We start from the raw sequence: 25,457 nt of genomic DNA on the forward strand, positions 1-25,457 counted from the left end.
CATTTCGCGGGCGTTTTGTTATCAGGCGTGAGCGACAGGCGTCGGATGATGGCCGGCTTTGCGCATCAGCATCATCAGATACACGAACGAGACGCTGGCTATCATCACAAACAGCAGGCTGTCTGAATAGCTCTGCATCAGCATAGCGGTAAAGGTCGGCCCAAGCAGGCTACCGATAGTGTAGCTAAGCAGCAGCGCCTGATTCATCGCCACCAGTTGATGCTGCTCTACTTTTTCGCAGGCCCAGGCCATCGCCACCGGATAGAGCGTGAAACCCGCTGCGCCGAGAACGAACAGCGCAGGCGCCATTGCCGCCTGGGTCAGCATGGCCATACAGCCCACAATCACGACAAATACCTGGACACGCAGCACCAGCAAACGCCCGAAGCGGTCGGCGAGCTTACCCACTGGCCACTGGCCGATGATCCCTGCGCTGACCATTACCGCCATCCAGAAGCCGATTCCGGCGTCACTGACGCCCTGATGGTTAAGGTAGAGCGGCATCAGACCATAAAGCGAACCCAGTACGATACCGGAAATAATACAGCCGTTAACGCCAAGACGCGCCTGACGCAGCTTGAACATCGGCCAGACGTGCGTCTTTTCCTGATGCTCGCTGCTGCTGTTCACGATACGAGTAAAGAGCAGCGGCAGAATGGCCGCCATCACCATGCCCGTCACCCATGGCAGCACGCTCATCAGGTCGGTCGGCAGTTTACTCACCATCAACTGGCCTGCGACCGTGCCCATGTAGTAAACCATCATATAGGCGGCCAGCAGACGGCCGCGGTTGCGCGACGTGCCGCTGCACATTAGCGCGCTCTCCACCACCACCCAAATCATGGCGCAGCCGATACCGGCGATAAAGCGCCACGCGAGCCAGCTCCAGAAGCCCAGCGTCACGCCAAGCCCGGCGCAGCCGGCTGCGAAAATCAGCGAAGCAATATAGTAACTGCGATTGAAACCAAAACGCTTGATAAGCGCGCCGGTAATCAGCGTGCCCAGCAGGTTGCCGGTAAAATACGATGAGCTGACCATGCCGACCTGCCAGGTAGGCAAATTGTCATGGGCAAGCCACAGCGGTACCAGCGTATTTAACACCGCTATCGCCAGGGTCAACAGAAGCAGGCCACAGAGCAAAAGCAGCACTGGCCGGGTATAGGTAGACATGGAATAAACCGTGAGGAAGATCAGAATTCGTGCGCATCATGCCACCAGCCACGACAAAGTCAATCTGCCAGAAATCGTCTTTTCACGCCGTAATGCGCTGTCGATGAACAGCCTTGATTTATCCGCAGCGGCGTTAACGTTGACTGTAAGATATTATCTATAAAAAATAATCAGTTAACCAAATAAACCCACGCCAACATCCATGAAAATATTTATCAATAAATCACGTAAAAAAGTACACGGACAAAAACGAAAAAAGCGCCCGCAGGCGCTTTAAAAAGAAAGGGATATTACCTTAACCGATAAACTCAAGGCCTTTCATATATGGACGCAACACTTCCGGAATTTCGATGCGACCATCAGCCTGCTGATAGTTCTCCAGCACCGCGACCAGCGTGCGGCCTACCGCCAGACCAGAACCGTTAAGGGTGTGCACCAGACGGGTCTTTTTATCGGACTTGCTGCGGCAGCGCGCCTGCATACGGCGAGCCTGGAAATCCCACATGTTGGAGCAGGAAGAGATTTCGCGATACGTATCCTGCGCCGGAAGCCAGACTTCCAGGTCATAGGTTTTACGCGCGCCAAAGCCCATGTCGCCAGAGCACAGCAGCACTTTACGATACGGCAGGCCCAGCAGTTGCAGCACTTTCTCCGCGTGACCCGTCATCTCCTCCAGCGCCTGCATGGAATCTTCCGGACGCACTATCTGTACCATTTCGACTTTGTCGAACTGGTGCATACGGATAAGGCCACGCGTGTCACGACCATACGATCCCGCTTCAGAGCGGAAACACGGCGTATGCGCGGTCATTTTGACAGGCAGCGCGTCTTCGTCGATGATCTCATCGCGCACCAGGTTGGTCAGCGGCACTTCCGCAGTCGGGATCAGCGCGTAGTTGCTGCTGTCCGCTTCTTCTTCCAGTGGGCGAGTATGGAACAGATCGCCTGCAAACTTCGGCAGCTGGCCGGTACCGTAAAGCGTGTCATGGTTCACCAGATACGGCACATAGTTTTCGCTATAGCCGTGCTCTTCGGTATGCAGATCCAGCATAAACTGCGCCAGCGCGCGGTGCAGTCGGGCAATCTGCCCTTTCATGACCACAAAACGTGAGCCGGTCAGTTTCACAGCGCTCGCAAAATCCAGGCCGCCCAGCGTTTCGCCAAGCGTCACGTGATCGCGGATTTCGAAATCAAATTTACGCGGCGTGCCCCAGCGGCTCACTTCAACGTTTTCGCTGTCATCTTTGCCCGACGGTACGTCATCGTCCGGCAGGTTAGGCAGGGTCAGCGCGATATCGCGAATTTCCGCCAACAGCACATCAAGCTCATTTTTCGCCGCATCAAGCTCTTCGCCAAGCTTATTCACTTCCAGACGAAGCGGCTCAATATCCTCCCCACGCGCTTTCGCCTGGCCGATGGATTTCGATCGCGAGTTACGCTCAGCCTGCAGATTTTCAGTTTTTACCTGCAGAACTTTACGACGCTCTTCAAGAGCGACCAGCTTATCTACATCCAGCTTAAAGCCCCGGCGTGCCAGTTTTTCAGCGACTGCGTCTGGCTCGGTACGCAGCAGATTGGGATCGAGCATGCTTATCCTGTGCTTATCGAAAAAAAGAAAAGGGAAAGGCGACCGCTGCCTGCGGTCGCACTGATATTCAACGATTAACCTTACCGCAACGACCGCATTAGCGGTAGCGTTTTGTGGGGCTTTTCTGATCCTGTTCAGCAAGCCAGGCTAGCTTTTCGCCAATCTTGCCTTCAAGACCTCTGTTGGTGGGATGATAGTAACGCGTTTGTGCCATTTCCGACGGGAAATAGTCTTCGCCAGCCGCGTAGGCGTTGGGCTCGTCGTGCGCATATCGGTACTCCTGACCGTAGCCCATCTCTTTCATGAGCTTCGTCGGCGCATTGCGCAAATGTTCCGGCACGTCGTAATCCGGACGCTCGCGGGCGTCTTTCAGCGCTGCTTTAAAGGCGGTGTAAACCGCATTACTCTTCGGCGCGCAGGCGAGGTAAACAATGGCCTGCGCAATCGCCCTTTCGCCTTCCGCAGGCCCGACGCGCGTGAAGCAGTCCCACGCGGATATAGCAACCTGCATTGCGCGCGGATCGGCATTGCCGACATCTTCCGACGCGATAGCCAGACAGCGGCGCGCCACGTAAAGCGGATCGCCACCCGCGCTGATAATGCGCGCATACCAGTAAAGCGCAGCGTCCGGCGAGGAGCCGCGTACCGATTTATGCAGCGCCGAAATCAGATCGTAAAAGCGGTCGCCTTTGTTATCAAAGCGCGCGCTGCGCTCGCCAGCGATTTCCGTCAGCAGCTCAGGCTTCAGCACCCGCTTGCCGCTGTCGTCGGTTGGCGCCATATCCGCCATCATTTCAAGCGTATTAAGCGCACGGCGCGCGTCGCCGTTCACCAGCTCAGCGATAGCGAGGCGGGTTTCATCCGGCAGAACGATATCCTGCCCGCCATAGCCGCGCTCGCGGTCGGTCATCGCCTGCGTCAGCACCTGTTCGATATCGTCGATCGTCAGGGATTTCAGCAGATAGACACGCGCGCGCGACAGTAGCGCAGAGTTAAGCTCAAACGACGGATTTTCTGTCGTCGCGCCGATAAACGTAATGGTGCCGTCTTCAATATGCGGCAGGAAAGCATCCTGCTGGCTTTTGTTAAAGCGATGCACTTCATCGACAAACAGAATGGTGCGGCGGCCCGCATTACGGTTTTGTCGTGCGCGCTCAATGGCCTCGCGGATTTCTTTCACACCGGACGTGACCGCAGAGATGCGCTCAACATCGGCATTCGCGTAACGGCCAATGACTTCGGCAAGCGTAGTTTTACCGGTGCCCGGCGGGCCCCAGAGAATCATAGAATGGAGATGCCCGGCCTCAATGGCGCGGGGCAGCGGCTTACCGGGCGCCAGCAGATGCTGCTGCCCGATATACTGCGCCAGGTTTTCTGGCCGCATACGCGCGGCCAGAGGCTGAAAGGTGTTATCGGAAAAATCGAGCGAAAGATTGCCCACCCGTACCTCTACTTATTGCGCTGGTCGTCCACCGTTACGCCCTGCGGCGGCGTAAAGGTAAATTTGCTCATGTCCACAGCGCCATTCTGCTGGGATTTAAGCTGATAGCTGCTGCGCTGATCGTCCTGCTCAACAGCGCTGAACTGATTGATGGTGCCGTCGCGGCTCACATTGATGGTGAACTGCTTCAGGTTGCCGCTGCTGGCCTTCGGCGTCAGCACGAAATCATCACCATTCTGTTTAATGTTGTACTGCTGCCAGTCGCTGCTCTGGTTACGTGCAATCAGCATGAACGGCGTATTGCTGGTGGCGTCTTTCAGCCAGGTAGCGCTCGCCTGCTCAACAAACGGATTATAGAACCACAGCGTTTTACCATCAGAAATCAGCACGCTCTCATCCGGTTGGGTCATATGCCAGTTGAACAGATTAGGACGTTTAACCCACAGATCGCCCTGGCCTTCTTGCACGGCTGCGCCGCTGCCATCAGTCACTTTCTGGGTGAAGCTGGCGTGGAAACTGCTGACTTTGTCCAGGCGGCTTTTCAAATCGCCTGCGGCATCCGCCCAGACGGACGATGCGGCAAACGCGGAAAGCAAAGCACAGGTTACGGCGATTTTTTTCATTGTTATCCCTCAGAATACGACCGACCCCGGTACGGGATCGCTTACTGTCCCTTACTGTAGCCACAAGGCTGCGCTTGTCGACAGAAGAAAAACCTGATTTTTTGGTAATTTACCCATCTTTGCAGAATGCTGATGAGCGTAACGCCCTGCGCGCGCTGCCTGATGCCGCACACGCAGGGAAAGATCTTTACTCGAATGGCGGCGGCGCCAACACTTCGCGGTTGCCGTTGTGGCCCTGCTCGCTGACGATACCCTGCATTTCCATCTGTTCGATAATACGCGCCGCGCGGTTATAACCGATACGGAACTGGCGCTGCACCCCGGAAATCGACGCTTTACGTTTTTCCACGACAAACGCGACCGCCTGATCGAACAGCGGATCGAGCTCTTCGCCGCCGTCAAAACCGCTACCACCGCCCTCGCTTTCGCTGTCGGAAGTTATGCCGTCGACATATTGCGGGCGACCGCGCGCTTTCCAGTCCTGCACGACAGCATGCACTTCTTCATCACGCACAAAGGCACCGTGAACGCGCACCGGCATGGAGGAGTTCGGGCCGGAATAAAGCATATCCCCCATACCCAGCAGCGATTCCGCACCGCCCTGGTCAAGAATGGTTCGCGAGTCGATTTTACTGGACACCGTAAAGGCGATACGTGTCGGGATGTTGGCTTTAATCAGGCCGGTAATAACATCCACCGACGGACGCTGGGTCGCGAGCACCAGGTGGATCCCTGCCGCACGCGCTTTTTGCGCCAGACGCGCGATAAGCTCTTCGACTTTCTTACCGACCGTCATCATCAGATCGGCAAACTCATCGACCAGTACCACGATATACGGCAGTTTCTCCAGCACAGGATGGGTAGCATCCATGCTGTCACCGGGTTTCCAGTACGGATCCGGGATCGGGCGGCCCATGCGCATGGCTTCGGCAATTTTCTCATTGTAACCCGCGAGATTACGCACGCCGAGCGCGGACATCAGTTTGTAGCGGCGTTCCATCTCATTCACACTCCAGCGCAGCGCGTTGGCGGCGTCTTTCATGTCGGTGACCACTTCGGTCAGAAGATGCGGAATGCCTTCATACACAGACAGTTCCAGCATTTTCGGGTCGATCATGATAAAGCGCACGTCTTCCGGCGTTGCTTTATAGAGCATGCTCAGGATCATGGCGTTCACGCCCACCGATTTACCGGAGCCAGTCGTACCGGCTACCAGCAAGTGTGGCATTTTCGCGAGATCCGCCACCACCGGATCGCCGGCGATATCTTTACCGAGCACCACGCTCAGCGGCGACGGATTATCCCGGAATTTCGCGCAGTCCAGCACTTCACGCAGGTACACGGTCTGACGCTTTTTATTCGGCAGCTCGAGGCCGACATACGGCTTGCCGGGGATCACTTCCACGACACGTACTGCGACGGTAGAAAGCGAACGCGCCAGGTCACGCGACAGGTTGGAAATACGCGCCGCCTTCACGCCCGGCGCGAGGTTCAGCTCGAAACGGGTGATAACCGGCCCTGGCGAATAGTTCACCACATCAGCCTTGATACGGAAATCCGCCAGACGCGCTTCAACCAGACGCGCCATCTGCTCAAGGGCGAAGGTATCCACCGGCTCCACTTCCGCCGGCGGCGACGTCAGTAGATCAAGCGACGGCAGCGGCGTGGAAGGCTTATGCATCGGCAGTTCATCGCCGTTACGCATTAGCAGCGGGTGGATCAGGCTGTCCCGCGGCGCCACGGCAGGTTGTTGAGGCGCGTGCATCGCTGCGGCCGGTTGTTGAGGCTGATAATCCTGCGCAGGCGCTGACGGCTGCTGCGGCTGATAACCCTGCGCAGGCGCTGACGGCTGCTGCGGCTGATAAGCAGCAGGCTGAGGCGCGTATTGCTGAGGCGCGTGCGCCGGCGGTGTTTGCGGCTGCGGCGTATGACCCTGAGATTGCGCATAACCTTGCACAGGCGCGACAGGCTGCGGCGGCTGCTGAATGTGTTGCGGCACCTGAGGCTGCTGTACCGGACGAGGCGGTTCGGGCTCGACAGGCTCCGGCATAAACAGCGGCTCGCTCGGGCCTTCATTGACCAGCGTTTTCATCGGCGAAAACTCAAAATCATCCGGCAGGAACGGCGCCGCGCCGGACGGTTGCGGTGCCGAGTAGCGCTGCTGCTGCGTCGCGGCGAACTGGCGCGCCAGCTCCGCCTGTTCTGCGGCCTCTTCATCCTCGGGGCTCATTTCCGCCTGATACTCTTCGCCGTAGCGCTGCTGCTGTGAGGCGGCAAACTGACGCGCCAGTTCATCCTGGTACATAGCATCCGCTTCTTCGTCAGAAACGCCCTGTTGCTGCTGCGCCATACGACGTTCTGCCTCTTCGCGGGCGCGCTCTTCCGCCATGCGTTGCGACGGCAGTTTGATGCCGTAAGACGCAAGCTCGCGACGGGTCGGTACACGCACGCGGTTCGGTCGCGGCAACTGCGGGCCGATGCCCTCTTTCACCTGCGGACGCGGCGCTTCACCAGCGACCGGCGTAAAAGCAGCGGCGGTTTGCGACGCGGCTGAAGCTGTCCTGGATGCAGCGTGAACGGCAGTTGAGGCGACGGTTGCCTGTGCCGCAACATTCAGGCCAGAGGCCGCAGCGTTCGCAATATCAGATACCGGTGACGATGGAACGGCAGGCGCAGGCTGCGGCGCGCGCGTTGGTTCTTCTTTACGGGCGAGCTCTTGTGGATCCGGGACAGGCTGATACCAGGCGGCCAGCTGTTCGCGCTCGCGAGCGCGCTGCGCTTCCACTTCTTCGAAATGATACAGCGGCGGACGCGCGGGTTTGCTCTCTTCCGGCGGCGCAACGGGCTCTGGCTCATACACCGGCGCGGCGGGTTGCGCAGACGCGTAAGGTTCTGGCGCAGCGTAAGGCTCGCGCGGCACCTGGGCATGAGATTCAGGCGCAGGCGCATACGGCGCGGTGTGCGACGGATACGCGTCGTGCGCTGCTGGCGCTTGCTGATGCGTCATCGGGTGCGGTTGTTGCGCCTGAAAGGCGTGCGGTGGCGCTGGCTGCGGTTGATACTGCTGCGGCTGTGCAGGCTGATAAGGCTGTTGCACTGGCTGAGATGGTGGCTGCGCAGGCTGATGAGGCTGCGGCGCGCTCGTCTGAGCGGGCTGCCAGTAAATATTATCCTGGGGCGCGTGCGCGATCGGCGGCTCTTGCGGCGCGTAGTAATCCGGCTCCGGTGCGATGCCCGGATGAGCATGGGGCGCAGAAGGCGCGGCATGCCAGTCGATCTCAGGCGCGACGTCCGGCGCCTGGACGCTCACGGTATCTGACGGCATCGCAGTCTGTGCAGTCGCCCAGACCGGCGCAACCGGGGTGGCGGCCGCAGCGACAGCGGCTGGGTCAGCGATTGAGTGACCGTTCAGCAGCGGATCGTTGTCATCATAAAACGCCTCCGGCTCGGTCACTTTATGGCCGGAGAACAGGACGTCGTCAGCATCCGCAGGCGTGCCGCGCACGCTGTATTGCACCTCATCGGCGTCATCCATGCGTTTGCCCGAAAACAGCGCGGCGTCAGTTTTGCGCGCGATCGGGTTGCTGAACTTATCCGCCAGCCTTTTGCGACGGGCTAAAGCACCACGAAGAATACGCGCGCGACGGGACTCCCCTTTCGCCTGCTGCGGCTCGTGCTCATCCTCTTCATATTCCTCGTGCTCTTCATCGTCATCTTCATAGTCGTCGTCCTGCCAGGTATCGTCCCGACGGGTGCGATTGCTGGCGAACGTCAGCACGGTCAGCACAAAGCTGCCGATTTTCTCTGCGATACTGACCCACGACCAGCCGGTAAACAGCGTCAGGCCCGCCGCCCAGACGCAGAGCAGCGCGATGGTGCCGCCGCTGCTGTTAAGCATGGGCTGTAACGCGGTGCTGAGCAGGCTGCCAATTACCCCGCCGGAGGCGAAGTACCAGATATCATCGGCGTTAATCGCCGCGAGCCCGCAAGACGTCAGGATAAGCGCCAGCACACCGATAAGGCGCAGCGCCACGGCAAAATAGTCGATGTAATCGTCATTGCCACGTTGACGCCAGGCAAACCAGCAGCCACCGACCATGATCACGGGAATGGTGTAGGCCATCACGCCGAAAATGAAAAACAGCGTGTCCGCAAGCCAGGCGCCAGGCGCGCCACCCAGATTATGGATAGGCTCATGCCAGGCCGTTTGAGACCAGCTCGGATCGGAAGGGTTAAAGCTTAACAAGGCGGCCATCAGCCAGACGGCGAACAGCACGACGAGGATCAGCAACGCCTCGAGCAGTCGGCGCCCGCTGCTTAATTTAGTGAGTGTGACTTCTTTGTCTTCGGTGTATTCCTGGCTCAAGACAGGCTCTCCAGGTCCATGAGGTAAAACGGACAGCAGTGGCGAGAAACCCCGCCACTGCTGCTGTATGGATTAACAGGAGTGTAATCAAACTACGCCCGGTTTGCACCTGTTCTGTGTTAGCGGGTTTTAATGACCAGACGATTACTCTGCTTAACTTCTTCCATGACCACGTAAGTACGGGTGTCATTGACGCCCGGCAGACGCAGCAGGGTTTCGCCCAACAGCTTACGGTAAGCGGACATATCCGGTACGCGGGTTTTCAACAGGTAGTCGAAATCACCGGAAACCAGATGGCACTCCTGAATTTCTTCCAGCTTTTGTACAGCGGCATTGAACTGCTCAAATACATCCGGCGCGCCACGATTCAGAGTAATCTCAACAAAAACCAGAAGTGAGGCATCCAGATAATGCGGGTTCAGCAGAGCCGTGTAGCCCTGAATAAAACCCTGTCGTTCCAGACGACGAACGCGCTCAAGGCACGGCGTCGGGGAAAGACCCACTCTTTTTGAAAGCTCGACGTTAGAAATACGCCCATCCTTTTGCAGCTCATTAAGAATGTTACGATCGATACGGTCGAGATCTTTGCCAGGGCGCTTCTTGCTATCTACCATTATTATTGTCTCTCTGTATTCCTTCCCTACACCTGCCATTACCCATTGCACTTCACTGTTCAGGGTGTCAGTTAGAAGACCGTTGCCCGCTGGCAGCTATCGATATTACGCATGGCGTCTGTCCACGCCATGCGTGAATTTCAATAGCCCGGAAATTGGCACAAGCTTGCGCCAGAATGCGCTACAACCAAAGCCAACCCTTTTTTCTTCCTCGAATGTTTTCGCAAAAGCGCAGGGGATTGTCAAAGCAAAACATCGATTTTTAGTAGAACGTGCCAGAGAGTGGTAACGACCGGCGATTATTCCTCATTTTATTGCCTTATCTGCCGCGCTTTTTAATCAGTAAAAATAATGACGCTATTGGCTAAAGCTATTGCATGAATCGTTAACAAAATTGCCACACTCTTTTTTTACCCCGGCAAATTCCCTACAATCCAGCCCATTGTCTGCCAACAACAATGAGGATCTCATGGGCACGGCTAAACACAGTAAGCTGTTAATTCTTGGCTCCGGCCCGGCGGGATACACCGCTGCGGTCTACGCGGCGCGCGCTAACCTGAAACCGGTTCTGATTACCGGGATGGAAAAAGGCGGTCAGTTGACGACCACCACTGAAGTGGAAAACTGGCCGGGCGACCCGCATGATTTGACCGGTCCGCTGTTGATGGAACGCATGCATGAGCATGCCGCGAAGTTTGAAACAGAAATCCTGTTCGACCATATCAACAAGGTCGATCTGCAAAACCGTCCGTTCCGTCTTATTGGCGACAGCGGCGAATACACCTGCGATGCGCTGATTATCGCGACTGGCGCGTCCGCGCGTTATCTGGGCCTGCCGTCGGAAGAAGCCTACAAAGGCCGCGGCGTCTCCGCCTGCGCGACCTGCGACGGTTTCTTCTACCGCAACCAGAAAGTTGCCGTCATCGGCGGCGGCAACACGGCGGTGGAGGAAGCGCTGTACCTGGCGAATATCGCCTCTGAAGTGCACCTGATCCACCGTCGTGATACCTTCCGCGCCGAGAAAATTCTCGTCAAACGCCTGATGGATAAAGTGGAAAGCGGCAATATCGTGCTGCACACGCACCGCACGCTCGAAGAAGTGACCGGCGATCAGATGGGCGTGAGCGGTCTGCGTCTGCGCGACACGCTGAATCCGGAAAACGTCGAGACGCTGGATGTCGCGGGCCTGTTTGTCGCAATCGGTCACAGCCCGAACACCGCGATTTTTGATGGTCAGCTGGAACTTGAGAACGGCTACATCAAAGTGCAATCCGGCATCCACGGTAACGCCACGCAGACCAGCATCCCTGGCGTCTTCGCCGCAGGCGACGTGATGGACCATATCTACCGCCAGGCGATCACCTCCGCTGGCACCGGCTGTATGGCCGCGCTGGACGCCGAGCGCTATCTGGACGGTCTGGCTGAAAAGCACAGCTAATTCCACGATTTAAACAAGGCGACGAATCAGTCGCCTTTCTTTTATCCCCGTTGTAACATTGCCTGCTCTCTCGCCTTGCGGCGAGCACTCTGGATTTTACTGCTCAGTGCATGCAATGAATAAAACCCGTCAACAAGAACTGACCCGCTGGCTTAAACAGCAAAGCGTTATCTCCCGCCGCTGGCTCAGCCTGTCGCGCCTGCTCGGCGTGGTGAGCGGTCTGCTTATCGTCGCACAGGCCTGGCTGCTGGCCGATCTCCTGCATGACATGATAATGAAAGGCATCCCGCGCGAGGCGCTCTTGCTGCCGTTTGTCCTGCTGATTCTGGTCTTCGTGCTGCGCGCGTGGATAGTCTGGCTGCGCGAAAAAGTTGGGTTCCATGCCGGACAGCATATTCGCGCGCGCATCCGCCAGCAGGTAATGGACCGTCTTCAGGAGGCGGGCCCGGCCTGGATCCAGGGCAAACCCGCCGGTAGCTGGGCGACGCTTATCCTTGAGCAGATTGACGATATGCACGATTTCTATGCCCGTTATCTGCCGCAAATGGCGCTGGCGGCGAGCGTGCCGCTGCTGATTGTGCTGGCGATTTTCCCCTACAACTGGACTGCGGCCCTGATCCTTCTCGGCACCGCGCCGCTGATCCCACTCTTTATGGCCATGGTCGGCATGGGTGCCGCCGACGCCAACCGCCGTAATTTCCAGGCGCTGGCGCGGCTTAGCGGCAACTTTCTCGACCGCCTGCGCGGTATGGAAACGCTGCGTCTTTTCCACCGCGGCGCGGCGGAAACGCGCAACATTCAGGCCGCCTCGCAGGATTTCCGCCAGCGCACCATGGAAGTGCTGCGCCTGGCGTTTCTCTCGTCCGGCGTGCTGGAATTTTTCACCTCGCTCTCTATTGCGCTGGTGGCGGTTTATTTCGGATTTTCTTATCTGGGCGAGCTTAACTTCGGCCATTATGGCACCGGCGTGACGCTGTTCGCGGGCTTCCTGGCGCTGATACTGGCGCCAGAGTTCTTCCAGCCGCTGCGCGATCTTGGGACGTTTTATCACGCCAAAGCGCAGGCGATCGGCGCAGCCGACAGCCTGAAAACCTTCCTCGAAACCCCTATTCAGCATGCCGAAAAAGGCACGCTGGAGCTTTCCGGCTGCGAGCCGATCACGCTTGACGCGCAGGGGCTCACTATTCTCTCCCCGCAAGGCAAACGCCTCGCCGGGCCGCTCAATTTCACGCTGCCTGCGGGCAAACGCGTGGCGCTGGTAGGGCAAAGCGGCGCGGGTAAAAGCTCGCTTCTGAATCTGCTGGCCGGTTTTCTGCCGTATGAAGGCTCGCTGCGCGTTAATGGCGTTGAGCTGCGCGAGCTGGAGCCGGAAAGCTGGCGTCGTCAGTTGAGCTGGGTGGGGCAAAACCCGCAGTTGCCGGCACAGACGCTAAAAGAGAACGTGCTGCTGACCGATCCTGACGCGAGCGAAGCGCAGCTTCAGGCGGCGCTCGATAAAGCCTGGGTAAGCGAATTTCTGCCGCTGCTGGCGCAGGGCGTGGACACGCCCGTCGGCGATCAGTCATCCGGACTTTCCGTCGGCCAGGCGCAGCGCGTAGCCGTCGCCCGCGCCCTTCTCTCACCCTGCCGTTTGTTGCTGCTGGATGAGCCGTCCGCAAGCCTTGACGCAGGCAGCGAGCGCCGTGTGATGCAGGCGCTGGAGAGCGCGTCGCTGGCGCAGACCACGCTGATGGTTACACACCAGATTGATGATATCGCCGCCTGGGATGAAGTCTGGGTGATGCGCGATGGCCGCCTGGTGGAACGGGGCGATGTCGCCACTCTCAGCGCCGCCGACGGCTATTTCGCGGCGCTGCTGGCGCACCGTCAGGAGGAGATTTAAATGCGCGCATTATTACCCTATCTGGCGCTCTATAAACGCCACAAATGGCTGCTGACGCTCGGTGTCGTGCTGGCTATCGTAACGCTGCTCGCCAGCATCGGTCTGCTGACGCTTTCAGGCTGGTTCCTGTCCGCCTCAGCGGTCGTGGGCATGGCCGGCCTTTACAGTTTCAACTATATGCTGCCTGCCGCGGGCGTGCGCGGCGCCGCGATTTTTCGCACCGCCGGGCGCTACTTCGAGCGTCTCGTGAGCCATGAAGCCACGTTCCGCGTGCTGGAACATTTACGGGTTCACACCTTCAGCCGCCTCTTGCCCCTCTCCCCTTCGGGGCTGGCGCGTTTTCGTCAGGGCGAGTTGCTAAACCGTCTGGTGGCGGACGTCGATACGCTGGATCACCTTTACCTGCGCGTGATGTCGCCGCTTATCGGCGCGCTAGCCGTTATCGTGGTTGTGACGCTGGGCCTGAGCGTGCTGGATATCACGCTGGCGCTGACGCTTGGCGGGATCATGCTGGCGACGCTGTTGCTGCTTCCTCCCCTTTTCTATCGCGCGGGTCGTCCGGTGGGCGAAGCGCTGACCGGGCTGCGTGCCAGCTATCGCCAGCAGTTGACCAGCTGGCTGCACGGCCAGGCGGAGCTGTCGATTTTTGGCGCTGCCGGGCGCTATCGCGATAATCTCGACGCGACTGAACAAGCCTGGCACGAGGCGCAACGTCGTCAGGCCGGTCTGACGGCGCTCTCGCAGGCAATGATGACGCTGATAAGCGGCATGACAGTCGTGCTGATTCTCTGGATGGCCGCAGGCGGCGTCGGCGGCAACAGCGCGCACGGCTCGCTGATTGCGCTCTTTGTCTTCTGCGCGCTGGCGGCTTTTGAAGCGCTGGCGCCGGTGGGCGGCGCGTTCCAGCATCTCGGCCAGGTGATCGCTTCCGCCCGTCGCGTCAGCGACGTTATCGAGCAGCCTGCAGACATCGCCTTTGCCAGGCCAGGCGCCGACGCGCCGCGCGAGGCGTCGCTGACGCTGCGTGATGTGAGCTTTAGTTATCCGGGCCAGCCGCAGCCTGCGCTGCGCGATATTACCCTTGATGTCGCGCCGGGCGAGCATATCGCGATACTTGGGCGCACCGGCTGCGGTAAGTCGACGCTGCTGCAACTGCTCACCCGCGCCTGGGATCCGACGCAGGGCGCGGTGATGCTGGGCGGCGTTGCCCTCGCCGCGTATAACGAAGCCGCCTTACGCGCGACGATGAGCGTCGTGCCGCAGCGCGTGCATCTGTTCAGCGCTACCCTTCGGGATAACCTGCGGCTCGCCGCGCCGGAGGCGGATGACGCCGCCCTTGCCGCCGCGCTTGAACGCGTGGGGTTAGAGAAACTGCTGGCAGACGACGGCCTGAATGCCTGGCTTGGCGAAGGCGGGCGTCAGCTTTCCGGCGGCGAGCTGCGCCGTCTCGGTATCGCCCGCGCGCTGCTGCACGACGCGCCGATACTTTTACTGGATGAGCCGACAGAGGGGCTGGATGCAGAAACCGAGCGTCAGATACTCGCGCTGGTCAGGGACGTCGCCACGCAGAAAACGTTGCTGATGGTCACCCATCGCCTGCAGGGCCTGACGGCGTTCGATCGCATCATTGTCATGGACAACGGGCAGATTATTGAGCAAGGTAGTCACGCAGAATTACTGGCGCAGCAGGGACGGTATTATCAGTTTCGTCAGCGAACAGTACACTATCATTGATTGATATTTGACAACGTTGTCAGGGAGCGCCGTTGTGATGCGTCTGGTGCAGCTTTCTCGTCATTCGATTGCTTTCCCCTCGCCCGAGGGGGCGTTACGTGAACCCAACGGTTTACTGGCCTTAGGCGGCGATCTCAGCCCGGCGCGCCTGATGATGGCCTATCAGCACGGGATTTTTCCGTGGTTTTCGCCTGGCGACCCGATCTTATGGTGGTCGCCCGATCCGCGCGCGGTGCTCTGGCCCGACCGGCTGCATATCAGCCGTAGCATGAAGCGCTTTCATCGCCGCTCGCCTTATCGCGTGACGCTGAATCACGCCTTCAACGCTGTCATTCAGGGTTGCGCCAGCGATCGCGACGACGGCACATGGATAACTAATGACGTCATTATCGCCTGGCAGCGCCTGCATGAACTGGGTCACGCGCACTCGGTTGAAGTCTGGCTGGAGGATCAGCTGGTGGGCGGCATGTATGGCGTAGCGCAGGGCGCGCTGTTTTGTGGCGAATCGATGTTCAGCCGCCGGGAAAATGCCTCAAAAACCGCGCTGGTCGTCTTTTGTGAGTACTTCCAGGCGCAGGGCGGCAGGCTTATCGACTGCCAGGTGTTGAATCCGCATACCGCATCGCTGGGCGCTATAGAGATCCCGCGCCGCGATTATCTGCAACGACTGGGCGAACTGCGCCAGTTGCCGGTTCAAGAACGCTGCTGGATACCGCAAACCCTCTTTACCTCGGCAGGATAACAGAATGTTTTCGGCACATTTTTTATCAGGGTGTTATACTTACGCACGCAGAAAATGACTGCCATTACCCTGCCGCCGTTTTGGGACCCTCCGTTAACGCAACGCTTTGGATCTCACGCTCCCCGTTACGCTTGCGCTGCCCGCGCGGTTTTGTCGTGGGGGCAGGAAGGCGCAGCGGTACAATGGGCATTTCGCCCGCAAAACTTTACTTAATGGGTGAACTTGGGCATTATCTTGCCGGTTCAAACTATGGTAGTGATACCCCAGAGGATTAGATGGCCAAAGAAGACAATATTGAAATGCAGGGTACCGTTCTTGAAACGTTACCTAACACTATGTTCCGCGTAGAACTGGAAAACGGTCACGTGGTAACTGCCCATATCTCCGGTAAAATGCGCAAAAACTACATCCGCATTCTGACGGGCGACAAAGTGACTGTTGAGCTGACCCCGTACGACCTGAGCAAAGGCCGCATTGTCTTCCGTAGTCGCTAAGTTTGTACAGGCTTCTCCCCAGTGAGAAGCCGGGCCGCGCCGCCGTTTGCCGCGCCAGCCTGAGAAAAAGCGCCGCACTTAGCGGCGCTTTTTTATGGGCGCGACGCATGTTATGCCGCTGAAAACATATAAAAAAACGCCGGATATCGCTATCCGGCGTTGTGTTTAGCGCGTATCGCTTAGTGCGCGGCTTCAGGCTTATGCTTCTGCGCGCTCTGGAAGCTGTACGTCAGCTTATCGGCATCTTTATCCAGCGCGACGGAAACCTGACCGCCATCCACCAGCGAGCCGAAGAGCAGTTCGTTGGCCAGCGGTTTTTTCAGGTTGTCCTGAATCACGCGGGTCATCGGACGTGCGCCCATCGCACGATCATAGCCTTTCTCCGCCAGCCAGTCGCGCGCTTCCTGACTCACTTCCAGGGAAACGCCTTTCTGGTCAAGCTGCGCCTGCAATTCGACGATGAACTTGTCGACCACCTGATGGATCACCTCGGAAGAGAGATGGTTGAACCAGATGATATTGTCGAGACGGTTGCGGAACTCCGGCGTAAAGATCTTTTTGATCTCCTCCATCGCATCAGTACTGTTGTCCTGACGGATAAGCCCGATGGATTTACGCTCGGTTTCACGCACGCCGGCGTTGGTCGTCATCACCAGAATCACGTTGCGGAAATCCGCTTTGCGCCCGTTGTTATCGGTGAGCGTGCCGTTATCCATCACCTGCAGCAGCAGGTTAAAGACGTCCGGATGCGCTTTTTCTATCTCATCAAGCAGCAGAACCGCATGCGGATGCTTGATAACCGCGTCGGTCAAAAGACCGCCCTGATCGAAGCCGACATAGCCCGGAGGCGCGCCAATCAGGCGGCTGACGGTATGACGCTCCATATACTCGGACATATCAAAGCGCAGCAGTTCAATACCCAGCGCTTTAGACAGTTGCACCGTCACCTCGGTTTTCCCGACGCCGGTCGGGCCCGCGAAGAGGAAAGAACCGACCGGTTTACGATCGTGGCCCAGCCCCGCGCGGCTCATTTTGATGGCCTCAGTTAAAGCCTCAATGGCTTTATCCTGACCAAACACCAGCATTTTCAGGCGATCGCCCAGATTTTTCAGCGTATCGCGATCGCTTTGCGACACGCTCTTCTCCGGAATACGCGCGATACGGGCCACGACAGACTCGATATCCGCCACGTTAACCGTTTTCTTACGCTTGCTGACAGGCATCAGACGCGCCCGCGCGCCCGCTTCATCGATAACGTCGATGGCTTTGTCCGGCAGATGGCGGTCGTTGATATATTTCACCGCCAGTTCCACCGCCGCGCGTACCGCTTTCGCGGTGTAACGCACGTCGTGGTGCGCTTCATACTTCGGCTTCAGGCCGTTGATTATCTGTACGGTTTCCTCAACGCTCGGCTCGGTGATGTCGATTTTCTGGAAGCGACGCGCCAGCGCGCGGTCTTTTTCGAAAATATTGCTGAACTCCTGATACGTCGTGGAGCCCATCACCCGGATTTTGCCGCTGGAAAGCAGCGGTTTAATCAGGTTAGCCGCATCCACCTGGCCGCCAGAGGCCGCGCCCGCGCCGATGATGGTATGGATCTCATCAATGAACAGGATGCTGTTGTTATCCTGCTCCAGCTGTTTAAGCAGCGCCTTAAAGCGTTTTTCAAAATCGCCGCGGTACTTAGTGCCCGCCAGCAGCGAGCCGATATCCAGCGCGTAAATGGTGCAGTCGGCCATCACTTCCGGCACGTCGCCCTGCACGATACGCCAGGCAAGCCCTTCGGCAATGGCGGTTTTCCCGACGCCCGATTCGCCGACCAGCAGCGGGTTGTTTTTCCGGCGACGGCAGAGCACCTGAATGGCGCGCTCCAGCTCTTTATCGCGGCCAATCAGCGGATCAATGCCGCCAACGCGGGCAAGCTGATTGAGATTGGTGGTGAAGTTTTCCATACGCTCCTCCCCGCCTGCCTGCTCTTCGTTGACCGGATTATCATTGCCCGGCGCCTGGCCTGGCTCGTCTTTACGGGTGCCGTGAGAGATGAAATTCACCACATCGAGGCGGCTGACTTCATGTTTACGCAACAGATAGGCCGCCTGGGACTCCTGTTCGCTGAAGATAGCCACTAAGACATTCGCGCCGGTCACTTCGCTACGGCCGGAGGACTGGACGTGGAATACCGCACGCTGCAACACGCGCTGGAAGCTGAGCGTCGGCTGAGTGTCGCGCTCTTCTTCTGTCATGGGCAGTACGGGTGTGGTTTGTTCGATGAAGGCTTCGAGTTCCTGACGCAGCGCCACCAGATCCACGGAGCAGGCTTCAAGCGCCTCCCGTGCCGATGGGTTACTGAGCAGAGCCAGTAACAGATGCTCGACGGTCATAAACTCGTGTCGGTGCTCGCGCGCTCTGGCGAAAGCCATGTTTAAACTGAGTTCCAGTTCCTGGTTGAGCATAGGGCACCCCCTCAATAGTTTGCCTTAATCAGGCTTTTTCCAGCGTACACAACAACGGATACTCGTTCTCCCTCGCATATTTGTTCACCAGCGCCACTTTGGTTTCCGCCACTTCCGCGGTGAAAACGCCACAGATGGCTTTCCCCTGATAGTGAACCGTGAGCATCAGTTGCGTTGCACGTTCTACATCATAAGAAAAGAACTTTTGCAGCACGTCAATGACAAATTCCATCGGCGTGTAATCATCGTTCATTAATATAACTTTATACATAGATGGCGGTTTTAGCGCTTCGCGCAGGTCATCTTCCGCCAAATGGTCAAAATCCAGCCAACTTTTGTCTTTACTCATTGCCAGTCGTCATCATGGTTAAACAGTACAGCCAGCGTGTTTTCCGGCGCTCTGGTTGAGTGTAATACGCATCCTGAATCTACCCTAATGTTCAGCACGCCACCAGCTATCACTGGTATTCGCGAGCTCTGTCACATTAATGAAAATAGCGTTAACTGCTTCAAAATTTTGACTCAATCCCACCTGCCAGACCCCGCTCAACGCTTGACGAAGAGTGCGATTTCTCTAAATTGTACAAGCGTGAGTTGGCGAGGTTTTGAACAGCCCCCCTCACCCACCGGTTCAATCCATCTTACTCAATAAGACTTATGAAGGATGTCGAAGCATGGAGACGGGTACTGTTAAATGGTTCAATAACGCCAAAGGGTTCGGGTTTATCTGCCCTGAAGGCGGCGGCGAAGATATCTTCGCGCACTACTCTACAATCCAGATGGACGGCTACAGAACGCTGAAAGCCGGACAAGTCGTGAGGTTCGATGTACATCAGGGTCCCAAAGGCAACCATGCCAGCGTTATTGTCCCTCTTGAAGCAGAAGTCGCATCCGCAGTTGCGTAACTCTTCTGTTTCATTGTGTACATCCTGCTCCTGAAATGCCAGTCCCGTGGACTGGCATTTTTATTTATTCCCGCGCCAGCGCATCGACAGGATTAAGCCGCGCGGCGCTGCGGGCGGGTAGCCAGCCGAACAACACGCCCGTCGCGCTGGAGCATAAAAACGCCGTCAACAGCGCCACCGGCGAAAAGCCAATCTCCCAGCCGGGCAGAATAAGTTGCAGAGAAAAGGCGATAAGCAGCGACAAGCCGATCCCGAGCGCTCCGCCTACCAGACACACCAGCACAGCTTCGATTAAAAACTGCTGTAAGACGTCGCTTGCGCGCGCACCGACCGCCATACGAATGCCGATTTCACGGGTACGCTCGGTCACCGACACCAGCATGATATTCATCACCCCGATCCCGCCGACGACCAGCGAAATCACCGCCACCAGCGTTAAAAACAGCTGAAGTGTACGTGTGGTCTTTTCCGCCGTTTTCAACACGCCATCCATATTCCAGGTGAAAAAGTCTTTTTTGCCGTGGCGGAGCGTCAGTAACCGGGTCAGTTGCTGCTCCGCCTCGCCGCTGTCGTAGCCCTCTTTCACGCGCACGGTGACGGAGTTCAGCCACGACTGACCCATGATGCGCCCGGACATGGTGCTGTACGGCATCCACACCCGCAGAATTTTGCTGCTGCCGAACATCGACTGTTTTTCTTCCGCGACGCCGATAACCGTCGCGGGCATGTTGCCCACCAGCACCACTTCGCCGACGACGCTCGCCTTATTGGGAAAGAGCTGACGGCGGGCGTTGCTGTCGATAACCACCACCTGCGCGCGGCCACGCAACTGCTCGTCGTTAAAGGTATTGCCCTCGCTGAAAGTCATGCCGTAAACGTTGAAATATTGCCCACTCACGCCGTTGGCGCTGGCGGCGACATCCACATTGCCGTAGCGCAGCCGTAAATTCTGCGAGACGGCAGGCGTGGCGGAACTCACCCACGGCTGACGCTGGATCGCCTGCAAATCGTCATACTGTAACGCCTGCTGATACTGCGGATCGTCATCGCCGAAATCCTTACCGGGGTAGACGTCAATCGTGTTTGTGCCAATGGAGCGAATATCTTCCAGCACCATCTGCTTGGCGGCATCCCCGACCACCACGATAGAGACCACCGACGCGATGCCGATAATAATGCCGAGCATCGTCAGTAACGTGCGCATCTTATTGGCCGCCATCGCAAGCCACGCCATGGTGAGCGCCTCGCGAAAACTGTTGATAAACTGCCCTAACGCCGGAGCGTCGTGCGGCTGCGCGTTCAACCCCGCCCCGTCGCGCGTCGCCACCGGCGGCGGGTTACTGATGATTTCCCCGTCACGGATTTCGATAACCCGCTCCGCCTGCGCGGCGACATTCGGGTCGTGGGTTACGATAATCACGGTATGCCCGCGATCGCGCAGTTGCTTTAGCGTCGCTATCACTTCTTCGCCGGAATGGCTGTCGAGCGCGCCGGTCGGTTCGTCCGCGAGGATCACCTGTCCGCCATTCATCAGCGCGCGGGCGATACTGACGCGCTGCTGCTGCCCGCCGGAGAGCTGCGACGGTTGATAATCCACCCGCGCCTCAAGACCGAGCCGCGCCAGCAATTCCCGCGCCCGCGCCTGTCGCGCGGCACGTCCGGTGCCGGCATAAATCGCCGGGACTTCGACATTCTGTGCCGCCGTCAGATGCGAGAGCAGATGGTAACGCTGGAAAATAAAGCCGAAGTGTTCGCGCCGCAGGCGGGCCAGCGCGTCGCTGTCAAGCGTCGCCACATCCACGCCCGCCACCTTATAGCTGCCGCTGCTCGGCTTATCGAGGCAGCCGAGAATATTCATCAGCGTCGACTTCCCGGAGCCGGACGCGCCGACGATCGCCACCATTTCACCGGCGTGAATGGTCAGGGAGACGCCTTTAAGCACTTCAACATCGGTGTCGCCCGACGGATAACTGCGGCGAATATCGCGCAGTTCAAGCAGCGCCGTCATTGGTCGCTCCCGACCGCGCGGCCGATCACCACTTCATCGCCTTCGTCGAGGCCTTTCACTACTTCGACCTGCGTATCATTGCGCACGCCAATAGTCACTTCGCGCTCGCGGGTTTCACCGTTACGCAGCAGCGTCACGTTATAGCGGTTATCTCCGACAGGCTCGCCCAGCGCCGCCAGCGGAATGGTCAGCACATTACTGACGCCGCCAAGCTGAATATGCACCTGCGCGGTCATATCAAGACGCAGAACCCCCTGCGGGTTCGGCACTTCAAAACGGGCGTAATAAAAAATGGCGTCGTTGATTTTTTCCGGCGTGGGGAGAATATCTTTCAGCCGCCCTTCATAACGGGTCAGCGGATCGCCGAGCACGGTAAACCAGGCTTTCTGGCCGGGCTTAAGATGGATGACATCTGCCTCGGAAACCTGCGCTTTCACCAGCATCGTGCTGAGATCGGCCAGCGTCAGAATGTTCGGTGCCTGCTGGGCGGCGATCACTGTCTGGCCCTGTAGCGTGGTTATCTGCGTCACTTCGCCCGCGATAGGCGCGGTGATGCGGGTATAGTCCAGATTGGTTTTCGCGGTGCTGAGTGACGCCTGGTTACGCTGGATCTGCGCGTCGATCGTGCCGATTTGCGCTTCTTTTACTGCAAGTTCGGTGGCGGCGGTATCCAGATCCTGGCGCGAGACCGCCTGAGTGCGGGCGAGCTGTTGCTGACGAGAAAGCGTGACGCGGGCAAGCTTCATTTCCGCCTCGGCCTGTCGCCGCTGCGCACGCAGCTCCATCAGCGTCGCTTCCACTTCTTTGATTTGGTTTTCGGCCTGCTCCGGGTCAATAACCCCAAGCAGCTGATCCTTTTTCACTTTATCGCCGATATTGACCGACAAGGTTTTTAACTGGCCACTCACCTGCGCGCCGACATCCACTTTGCGCAGCGCGTCGAGTTTGCCGGTCGCCAGTACGCTCTGCTGCAAATCCCCTTTGCGCACCAGCATGGTCTGATAGCGGGGCAGCGGCGCATTCAGGGTCTTCCACAGCCAGATACCGCCAATAATGATAACCAGAGCCAGCACCACGTAGCGCTTCTTGATCCTTCCCTTAAGCTTCATATCTTTCCTGACGTTTCAGACGAGTAAACAGAGTTTGCTCTCCTATTCTAAACGCAATCTCAACCAAACCCTATGCGACCTGTAAATAAACCAGGGCGTTGATATTGCGTTGAGTGATGGTTTGTTCCCATAGCCTCATTGTTCATCACGCATGAGACTGGGCTATGTCCGCACTCGCCGAACTTTCCGTACCATCGCCAGCCCACAGCGCCTGGCAGCTCTTCCGCCTGCTCGCGACCGGTCAGAAAACGCCGGGGCTCGCCTGGCAGAACCCGGCCTATCGCCGTAAATTTATGCTGCGTTCGCTGGTGACGCCTTTCGCCACCCGCCGCTGGCTTGCCGTGCTGGCGCAACAGCCCATGCTGGACGCGCTGCTGCATGCCCAGCCAGGTTTGCCGTGCCGCCTGCACCGGCCGTGGCTCTCCGTGAATGTTTCCCGCCAGCAGGCGCTGGCTGCGCTGGAATACCACTACCAGCATATCGCGCGTCTTCTGCCCAGCGCGCTGATGCACGGGCACCTCACCCGTCCGGGCGTCACGCTTGCCCTGCTTACCGGCAAAAACGACGCGCAGTATCGTCTCGACCTCGCCGCCGTCGCGGATCTCGATAAAGAGGGCGAAACGACGATGATTTTCCGCGACGCCGCCGGCGTCGTGCTCGCCGAGATGACGTTCACCTTGTGCGAAGTTGGCGGGAAAAGCACGCTGTTTATCGGCGGCTTACAGGGTGCCAAAGCCTGGGTGGAACATGACAAGATCCAGCTTGCGACCAAAGCCTGCCACGGGCTGTTCCCCAAACGCCTGCTGCTGGAGGCCGTCTGCCTGCTGGCGCGCCATTTCGCCGTAAGCCAGATCCTCGCCGTCAGTAACGACACGCATATCTACCGCAGCTGGCGCTACGCGAAGAAGAAAAAAGATAAACTGCATGCCGACTATGACAGCTTCTGGGCGTCGCTGGGCGGTGAGAAGGACGCGCAGGGCCTTTATCACATGCCGCTGCACATCGCGCGGAAATCGCTTGAGGAGATAGCCAGTAAAAAACGCGCGGAGTATCGCCGCCGTTATGAGCTGCTGGACAGTATGACTGCCCAAATCGCCGCGTGGTTTAACGAGAGTCAAGTTGCGGGGCGTTGAGCTGGCAGGTGCGCTTCGCTTGCCCGCTACATCTCTTTCGGCAGGTGCGGTGCGTTTACCCGCCCTGCACTTCCCCGCTACACGATACGTTAATCCGCGCGCCCGCGGGCGAGCCACAGCACACGGGAGAACATTTTGCGTAGCAGCGACGGCACGGCGTCTATACCGCGGCGCGCGGCCTCCATCGCTACTTCTATGGCCAGATCGGGCTTTGAGGAGCGGTGGATAGCCTTGACGATAACCCGCCGCATATTCATATGTACGCCGTCCGGCAGCTGCGCCACCCGGTAAAACACCGTCTCAAATCCCTCGCGATACATAAAGTGCTCCATATCCAGCGCCGGGAGCTCGGTTAAGTGCTGACGCACCTGTTCGCTGTCGTGGTTGACCAGCCCTTTCACCGTTGCGGCGTATTTGCGCCCGGCGTCGTCACCATCCACCAGCACGTGCCAGTCAATGCCCATACGGCGGGCGAACTTAATTAACGGCTTTAAACCTGACTGGGCGAACTCAATCACTTTTACGCCTTCAGCCTCGAAATGGTAGCCGCACTGGCGCGCCAGTTCGTTCATCATCCAGACTTCCGTTTCGCCTTCCACCAGCAGCCAGCAGCGCGCGAACAGCGCCGAGGGGCGGTTAAAGCGAATATGAAATGCGATGCGGCGGCTGTCTTCGGCGTTCATACCGCCAGGCCCGAGACGCCAGGCCGCCACTTTGCCGGAAGCGCGCACCAGGCGACACACGTCCTCCACTGGCGTCATCGACAGCAGTTCGCCTGAATTGGTGGTGGTGAGTTTTTGCAGCGGCAGCAGATTCAGCAACTGCCAGGCCACTGACAGCATAATCGGATGCAGGCGCGTTTCGGGGTCTTCGACCAGCAGCAGCGGGCGGGCGTATTTATCGAGCCGCACATTGCCTTTGGCCTGTAACAGCGTGGCGAAAAGCCCAAGCAGGATCACCCGATAGGCTCGCCCGCCAGGTTTATCAATCATACGGTTGATAGTGTCGAGATAGCGCCAGCTGCGCTGTTCATCATGCGAATGACGACGCATCAGGCGGTAACGCGGCCCTGGCGCGCCCTGCTCGGAAAAGTAGTGTTCCAGCAGTTGCACCATCGCCGACAGCCCCTGGCGAATCTGTTCATCCGTCAGGTTTTGCGGGCGGGAGACCAGTTCGCGCGTCAGATAATCAAGCTCGCGGGCCGTCACTTCAACCTGCGGGGTATGGGCGATAGCGCTGTCATGCAGGCGGCGCATAAAGCGGGCGTCGCGCAGCCGCAGCACCGGGCTTAACCGGATAAGCTGGCGCGCGCTGTTATCGATATCCTCAAGCGCCAGCGCCTCTCCCTGCGCGTTGAGAAAACTGCGCAGCGTCAGCACGCTTTCATCGTCGTTAAGCTCGCCTTCCAGCCGGTAGAAAATCCGCTGATAATTTTCGTCGCCCGCCGTCCAGAGCGGCCGCAGTCCACGGTAGCGGTGGCGCCCGGCATCACCTGGCTCCGACTCGCGAAAGATGAGGATCACATGCAGATGTCGCTCGCGCCCGTGAATATCGCCAGGCGGAAACCAGAAATCGTGGCGGGTAAAGGAATAGAGCGCGTCCCCGGGGTTTAGCAGCAGCGTCAGGGCGTCCAGCAGGCTCGATTTCCCCCACGCGTTTTCGCCAATCAGCACATTATTATGTTCAAGCGTTAACGATAAGCGGTTAATTCCGCGAAACCCGGCGATCTCCACACGCTCAAGAAACATCTTTCCTCC

Annotated in this window: 18 protein-coding genes; 7 read left to right on the forward strand and 11 right to left on the reverse strand. The window is 58.3% G+C overall.

The genetic code is table 11. The features are described from left to right. Positions 1-21: 21 nt before the first annotated feature. The 6 genes from AFK63_RS11660 to lrp form a co-directional block, all read right to left on the reverse strand. Complete coding sequence (locus tag AFK63_RS11660; protein ID WP_038863826.1) at positions 22-1,170, reverse strand: MFS transporter; 1,149 nt, start codon at positions 1,168-1,170, stop codon at positions 22-24. Between the two features lie 295 nt (positions 1,171-1,465). After that, a complete protein-coding gene (serS, locus tag AFK63_RS11665; RefSeq protein ID WP_038863828.1) occupies positions 1,466-2,758 on the reverse strand; it encodes a serine--tRNA ligase in 1,293 nt (430 codons plus the stop codon). Between the two features lie 97 nt (positions 2,759-2,855). Then, positions 2,856-4,199 (reverse strand): replication-associated recombination protein RarA, encoded by a 1,344-nt coding sequence (rarA, locus tag AFK63_RS11670; RefSeq protein ID WP_038863830.1) that lies wholly within the window; start codon positions 4,197-4,199, stop codon positions 2,856-2,858. 8 nt (positions 4,200-4,207) lie between these two features. Next, a complete protein-coding gene (lolA, locus tag AFK63_RS11675) occupies positions 4,208-4,822 on the reverse strand; it encodes an outer membrane lipoprotein chaperone LolA (protein WP_038863831.1) in 615 nt (204 codons plus the stop codon). A 187-nt stretch (positions 4,823-5,009) separates the two neighbouring features. Beyond that, the gene (gene ftsK, locus AFK63_RS11680) at positions 5,010-9,188 is read right to left on the reverse strand and encodes a DNA translocase FtsK (RefSeq protein ID WP_038863833.1); all 4,179 of its coding nucleotides are present in this window, start codon (positions 9,186-9,188) and stop codon (positions 5,010-5,012) included. Between the two features lie 119 nt (positions 9,189-9,307). Next, positions 9,308-9,802 (reverse strand): leucine-responsive transcriptional regulator Lrp, encoded by a 495-nt coding sequence (lrp, locus tag AFK63_RS11685; RefSeq protein ID WP_000228469.1) that lies wholly within the window; start codon positions 9,800-9,802, stop codon positions 9,308-9,310. Positions 9,803-10,271: 469 nt separating this feature from the next. On the opposite strand from lrp, the gene trxB reads away from it, so the two are divergent. The 5 genes from trxB to infA all read left to right on the forward strand — a co-directional run bounded on the left by trxB (position 10,272) and on the right by infA (position 16,092). After that, entirely contained in the window at positions 10,272-11,240 is a 969-nt protein-coding gene (trxB, locus tag AFK63_RS11690; protein WP_038863835.1) for a thioredoxin-disulfide reductase, read from the forward strand. A gap of 115 nt (positions 11,241-11,355) precedes the next feature. Further along, a complete protein-coding gene (gene cydD / locus AFK63_RS11695; protein WP_038863836.1) occupies positions 11,356-13,122 on the forward strand; it encodes a heme ABC transporter permease/ATP-binding protein CydD in 1,767 nt (588 codons plus the stop codon). Then, positions 13,123-14,856, forward strand: a complete 1,734-nt coding sequence (gene cydC / locus AFK63_RS11700; RefSeq protein ID WP_038863838.1) for a heme ABC transporter ATP-binding protein/permease CydC — start codon at positions 13,123-13,125, stop codon at positions 14,854-14,856. 37 nt (positions 14,857-14,893) lie between these two features. Continuing rightward, entirely contained in the window at positions 14,894-15,598 is a 705-nt protein-coding gene (gene aat, locus AFK63_RS11705) for a leucyl/phenylalanyl-tRNA--protein transferase (RefSeq protein ID WP_038863839.1), read from the forward strand. Between the two features lie 275 nt (positions 15,599-15,873). Then, positions 15,874-16,092, forward strand: coding sequence for a translation initiation factor IF-1 (infA, locus tag AFK63_RS11710; RefSeq protein WP_001040187.1), 219 nt, complete (start codon positions 15,874-15,876; stop codon positions 16,090-16,092). A 179-nt stretch (positions 16,093-16,271) separates the two neighbouring features. Here infA and clpA read toward each other — a convergent pair whose 3' ends face one another. Continuing rightward, a complete protein-coding gene (gene clpA, locus AFK63_RS11715; protein WP_038863840.1) occupies positions 16,272-18,545 on the reverse strand; it encodes an ATP-dependent Clp protease ATP-binding subunit ClpA in 2,274 nt (757 codons plus the stop codon). A gap of 28 nt (positions 18,546-18,573) precedes the next feature. Next, a complete protein-coding gene (gene clpS, locus AFK63_RS11720; RefSeq protein WP_038863842.1) occupies positions 18,574-18,894 on the reverse strand; it encodes an ATP-dependent Clp protease adapter ClpS in 321 nt (106 codons plus the stop codon). A 325-nt stretch (positions 18,895-19,219) separates the two neighbouring features. Between clpS and cspD the strand changes: the two genes are divergently transcribed. Continuing rightward, positions 19,220-19,450 (forward strand): cold shock-like protein CspD, encoded by a 231-nt coding sequence (cspD, locus tag AFK63_RS11725; RefSeq protein ID WP_007664616.1) that lies wholly within the window; start codon positions 19,220-19,222, stop codon positions 19,448-19,450. A 64-nt stretch (positions 19,451-19,514) separates the two neighbouring features. Here cspD and macB read toward each other — a convergent pair whose 3' ends face one another. Together macB and macA are read right to left on the reverse strand one after the other, a co-directional pair. Beyond that, on the reverse strand, positions 19,515-21,458 hold the full coding sequence (gene macB, locus AFK63_RS11730) for a macrolide ABC transporter ATP-binding protein/permease MacB (RefSeq protein ID WP_038863845.1): 1,944 nt from the start codon (positions 21,456-21,458) through the stop codon (positions 19,515-19,517). Then, a complete protein-coding gene (gene macA / locus AFK63_RS11735) occupies positions 21,455-22,567 on the reverse strand; it encodes a macrolide transporter subunit MacA (protein ID WP_038863846.1) in 1,113 nt (370 codons plus the stop codon). The genes macB and macA overlap by 4 nt, the downstream gene beginning before the upstream one ends. Before the next feature lie 164 nt (positions 22,568-22,731). Here macA and AFK63_RS11740 point away from each other — a divergent pair, with 164 nt between their 5' ends. Further along, positions 22,732-23,700, forward strand: a complete 969-nt coding sequence (locus tag AFK63_RS11740) for a VirK/YbjX family protein (RefSeq protein WP_038863849.1) — start codon at positions 22,732-22,734, stop codon at positions 23,698-23,700. An 89-nt stretch (positions 23,701-23,789) separates the two neighbouring features. Here AFK63_RS11740 and AFK63_RS11745 read toward each other — a convergent pair whose 3' ends face one another. Continuing rightward, a complete protein-coding gene (locus AFK63_RS11745) occupies positions 23,790-25,448 on the reverse strand; it encodes an ATP-dependent nuclease (RefSeq protein ID WP_038863850.1) in 1,659 nt (552 codons plus the stop codon). Positions 25,449-25,457: the final 9 nt, after the last annotated feature.

This window comes from Cronobacter muytjensii ATCC 51329, assembly GCF_001277195.1.
In the GTDB taxonomy this organism is placed as follows: domain Bacteria; phylum Pseudomonadota; class Gammaproteobacteria; order Enterobacterales; family Enterobacteriaceae; genus Cronobacter; species Cronobacter muytjensii.

Excerpts from the sequence above, each read along its gene's own strand:
- AFK63_RS11660 (WP_038863826.1), bottom strand. The coding sequence starts at position 1,170 with ATGTCTACCTATACCCGGCCAGTGCTGCTTTTGCTCTGTGGCCTGCTT.
- serS (WP_038863828.1), bottom strand. The coding sequence starts at position 2,758 with ATGCTCGATCCCAATCTGCTGCGTACCGAGCCAGACGCAGTCGCTGAA.
- lolA (WP_038863831.1), bottom strand. The coding sequence starts at position 4,822 with ATGAAAAAAATCGCCGTAACCTGTGCTTTGCTTTCCGCGTTTGCCGCA.
- lrp (WP_000228469.1), bottom strand. The coding sequence starts at position 9,802 with ATGGTAGATAGCAAGAAGCGCCCTGGCAAAGATCTCGACCGTATCGAT.
- trxB (WP_038863835.1), top strand. The coding sequence starts at position 10,272 with ATGGGCACGGCTAAACACAGTAAGCTGTTAATTCTTGGCTCCGGCCCG.
- cydD (WP_038863836.1), top strand. The coding sequence starts at position 11,356 with ATGAATAAAACCCGTCAACAAGAACTGACCCGCTGGCTTAAACAGCAA.
- cydC (WP_038863838.1), top strand. The coding sequence starts at position 13,123 with ATGCGCGCATTATTACCCTATCTGGCGCTCTATAAACGCCACAAATGG.
- aat (WP_038863839.1), top strand. The coding sequence starts at position 14,894 with ATGCGTCTGGTGCAGCTTTCTCGTCATTCGATTGCTTTCCCCTCGCCC.
- infA (WP_001040187.1), top strand. The coding sequence starts at position 15,874 with ATGGCCAAAGAAGACAATATTGAAATGCAGGGTACCGTTCTTGAAACG.
- clpA (WP_038863840.1), bottom strand. The coding sequence starts at position 18,545 with ATGCTCAACCAGGAACTGGAACTCAGTTTAAACATGGCTTTCGCCAGA.
- clpS (WP_038863842.1), bottom strand. The coding sequence starts at position 18,894 with ATGAGTAAAGACAAAAGTTGGCTGGATTTTGACCATTTGGCGGAAGAT.
- cspD (WP_007664616.1), top strand. The coding sequence starts at position 19,220 with ATGGAGACGGGTACTGTTAAATGGTTCAATAACGCCAAAGGGTTCGGG.
- macB (WP_038863845.1), bottom strand. The coding sequence starts at position 21,458 with ATGACGGCGCTGCTTGAACTGCGCGATATTCGCCGCAGTTATCCGTCG.
- macA (WP_038863846.1), bottom strand. The coding sequence starts at position 22,567 with ATGAAGCTTAAGGGAAGGATCAAGAAGCGCTACGTGGTGCTGGCTCTG.
- AFK63_RS11740 (WP_038863849.1), top strand. The coding sequence starts at position 22,732 with ATGTCCGCACTCGCCGAACTTTCCGTACCATCGCCAGCCCACAGCGCC.
- AFK63_RS11745 (WP_038863850.1), bottom strand. The coding sequence starts at position 25,448 with ATGTTTCTTGAGCGTGTGGAGATCGCCGGGTTTCGCGGAATTAACCGC.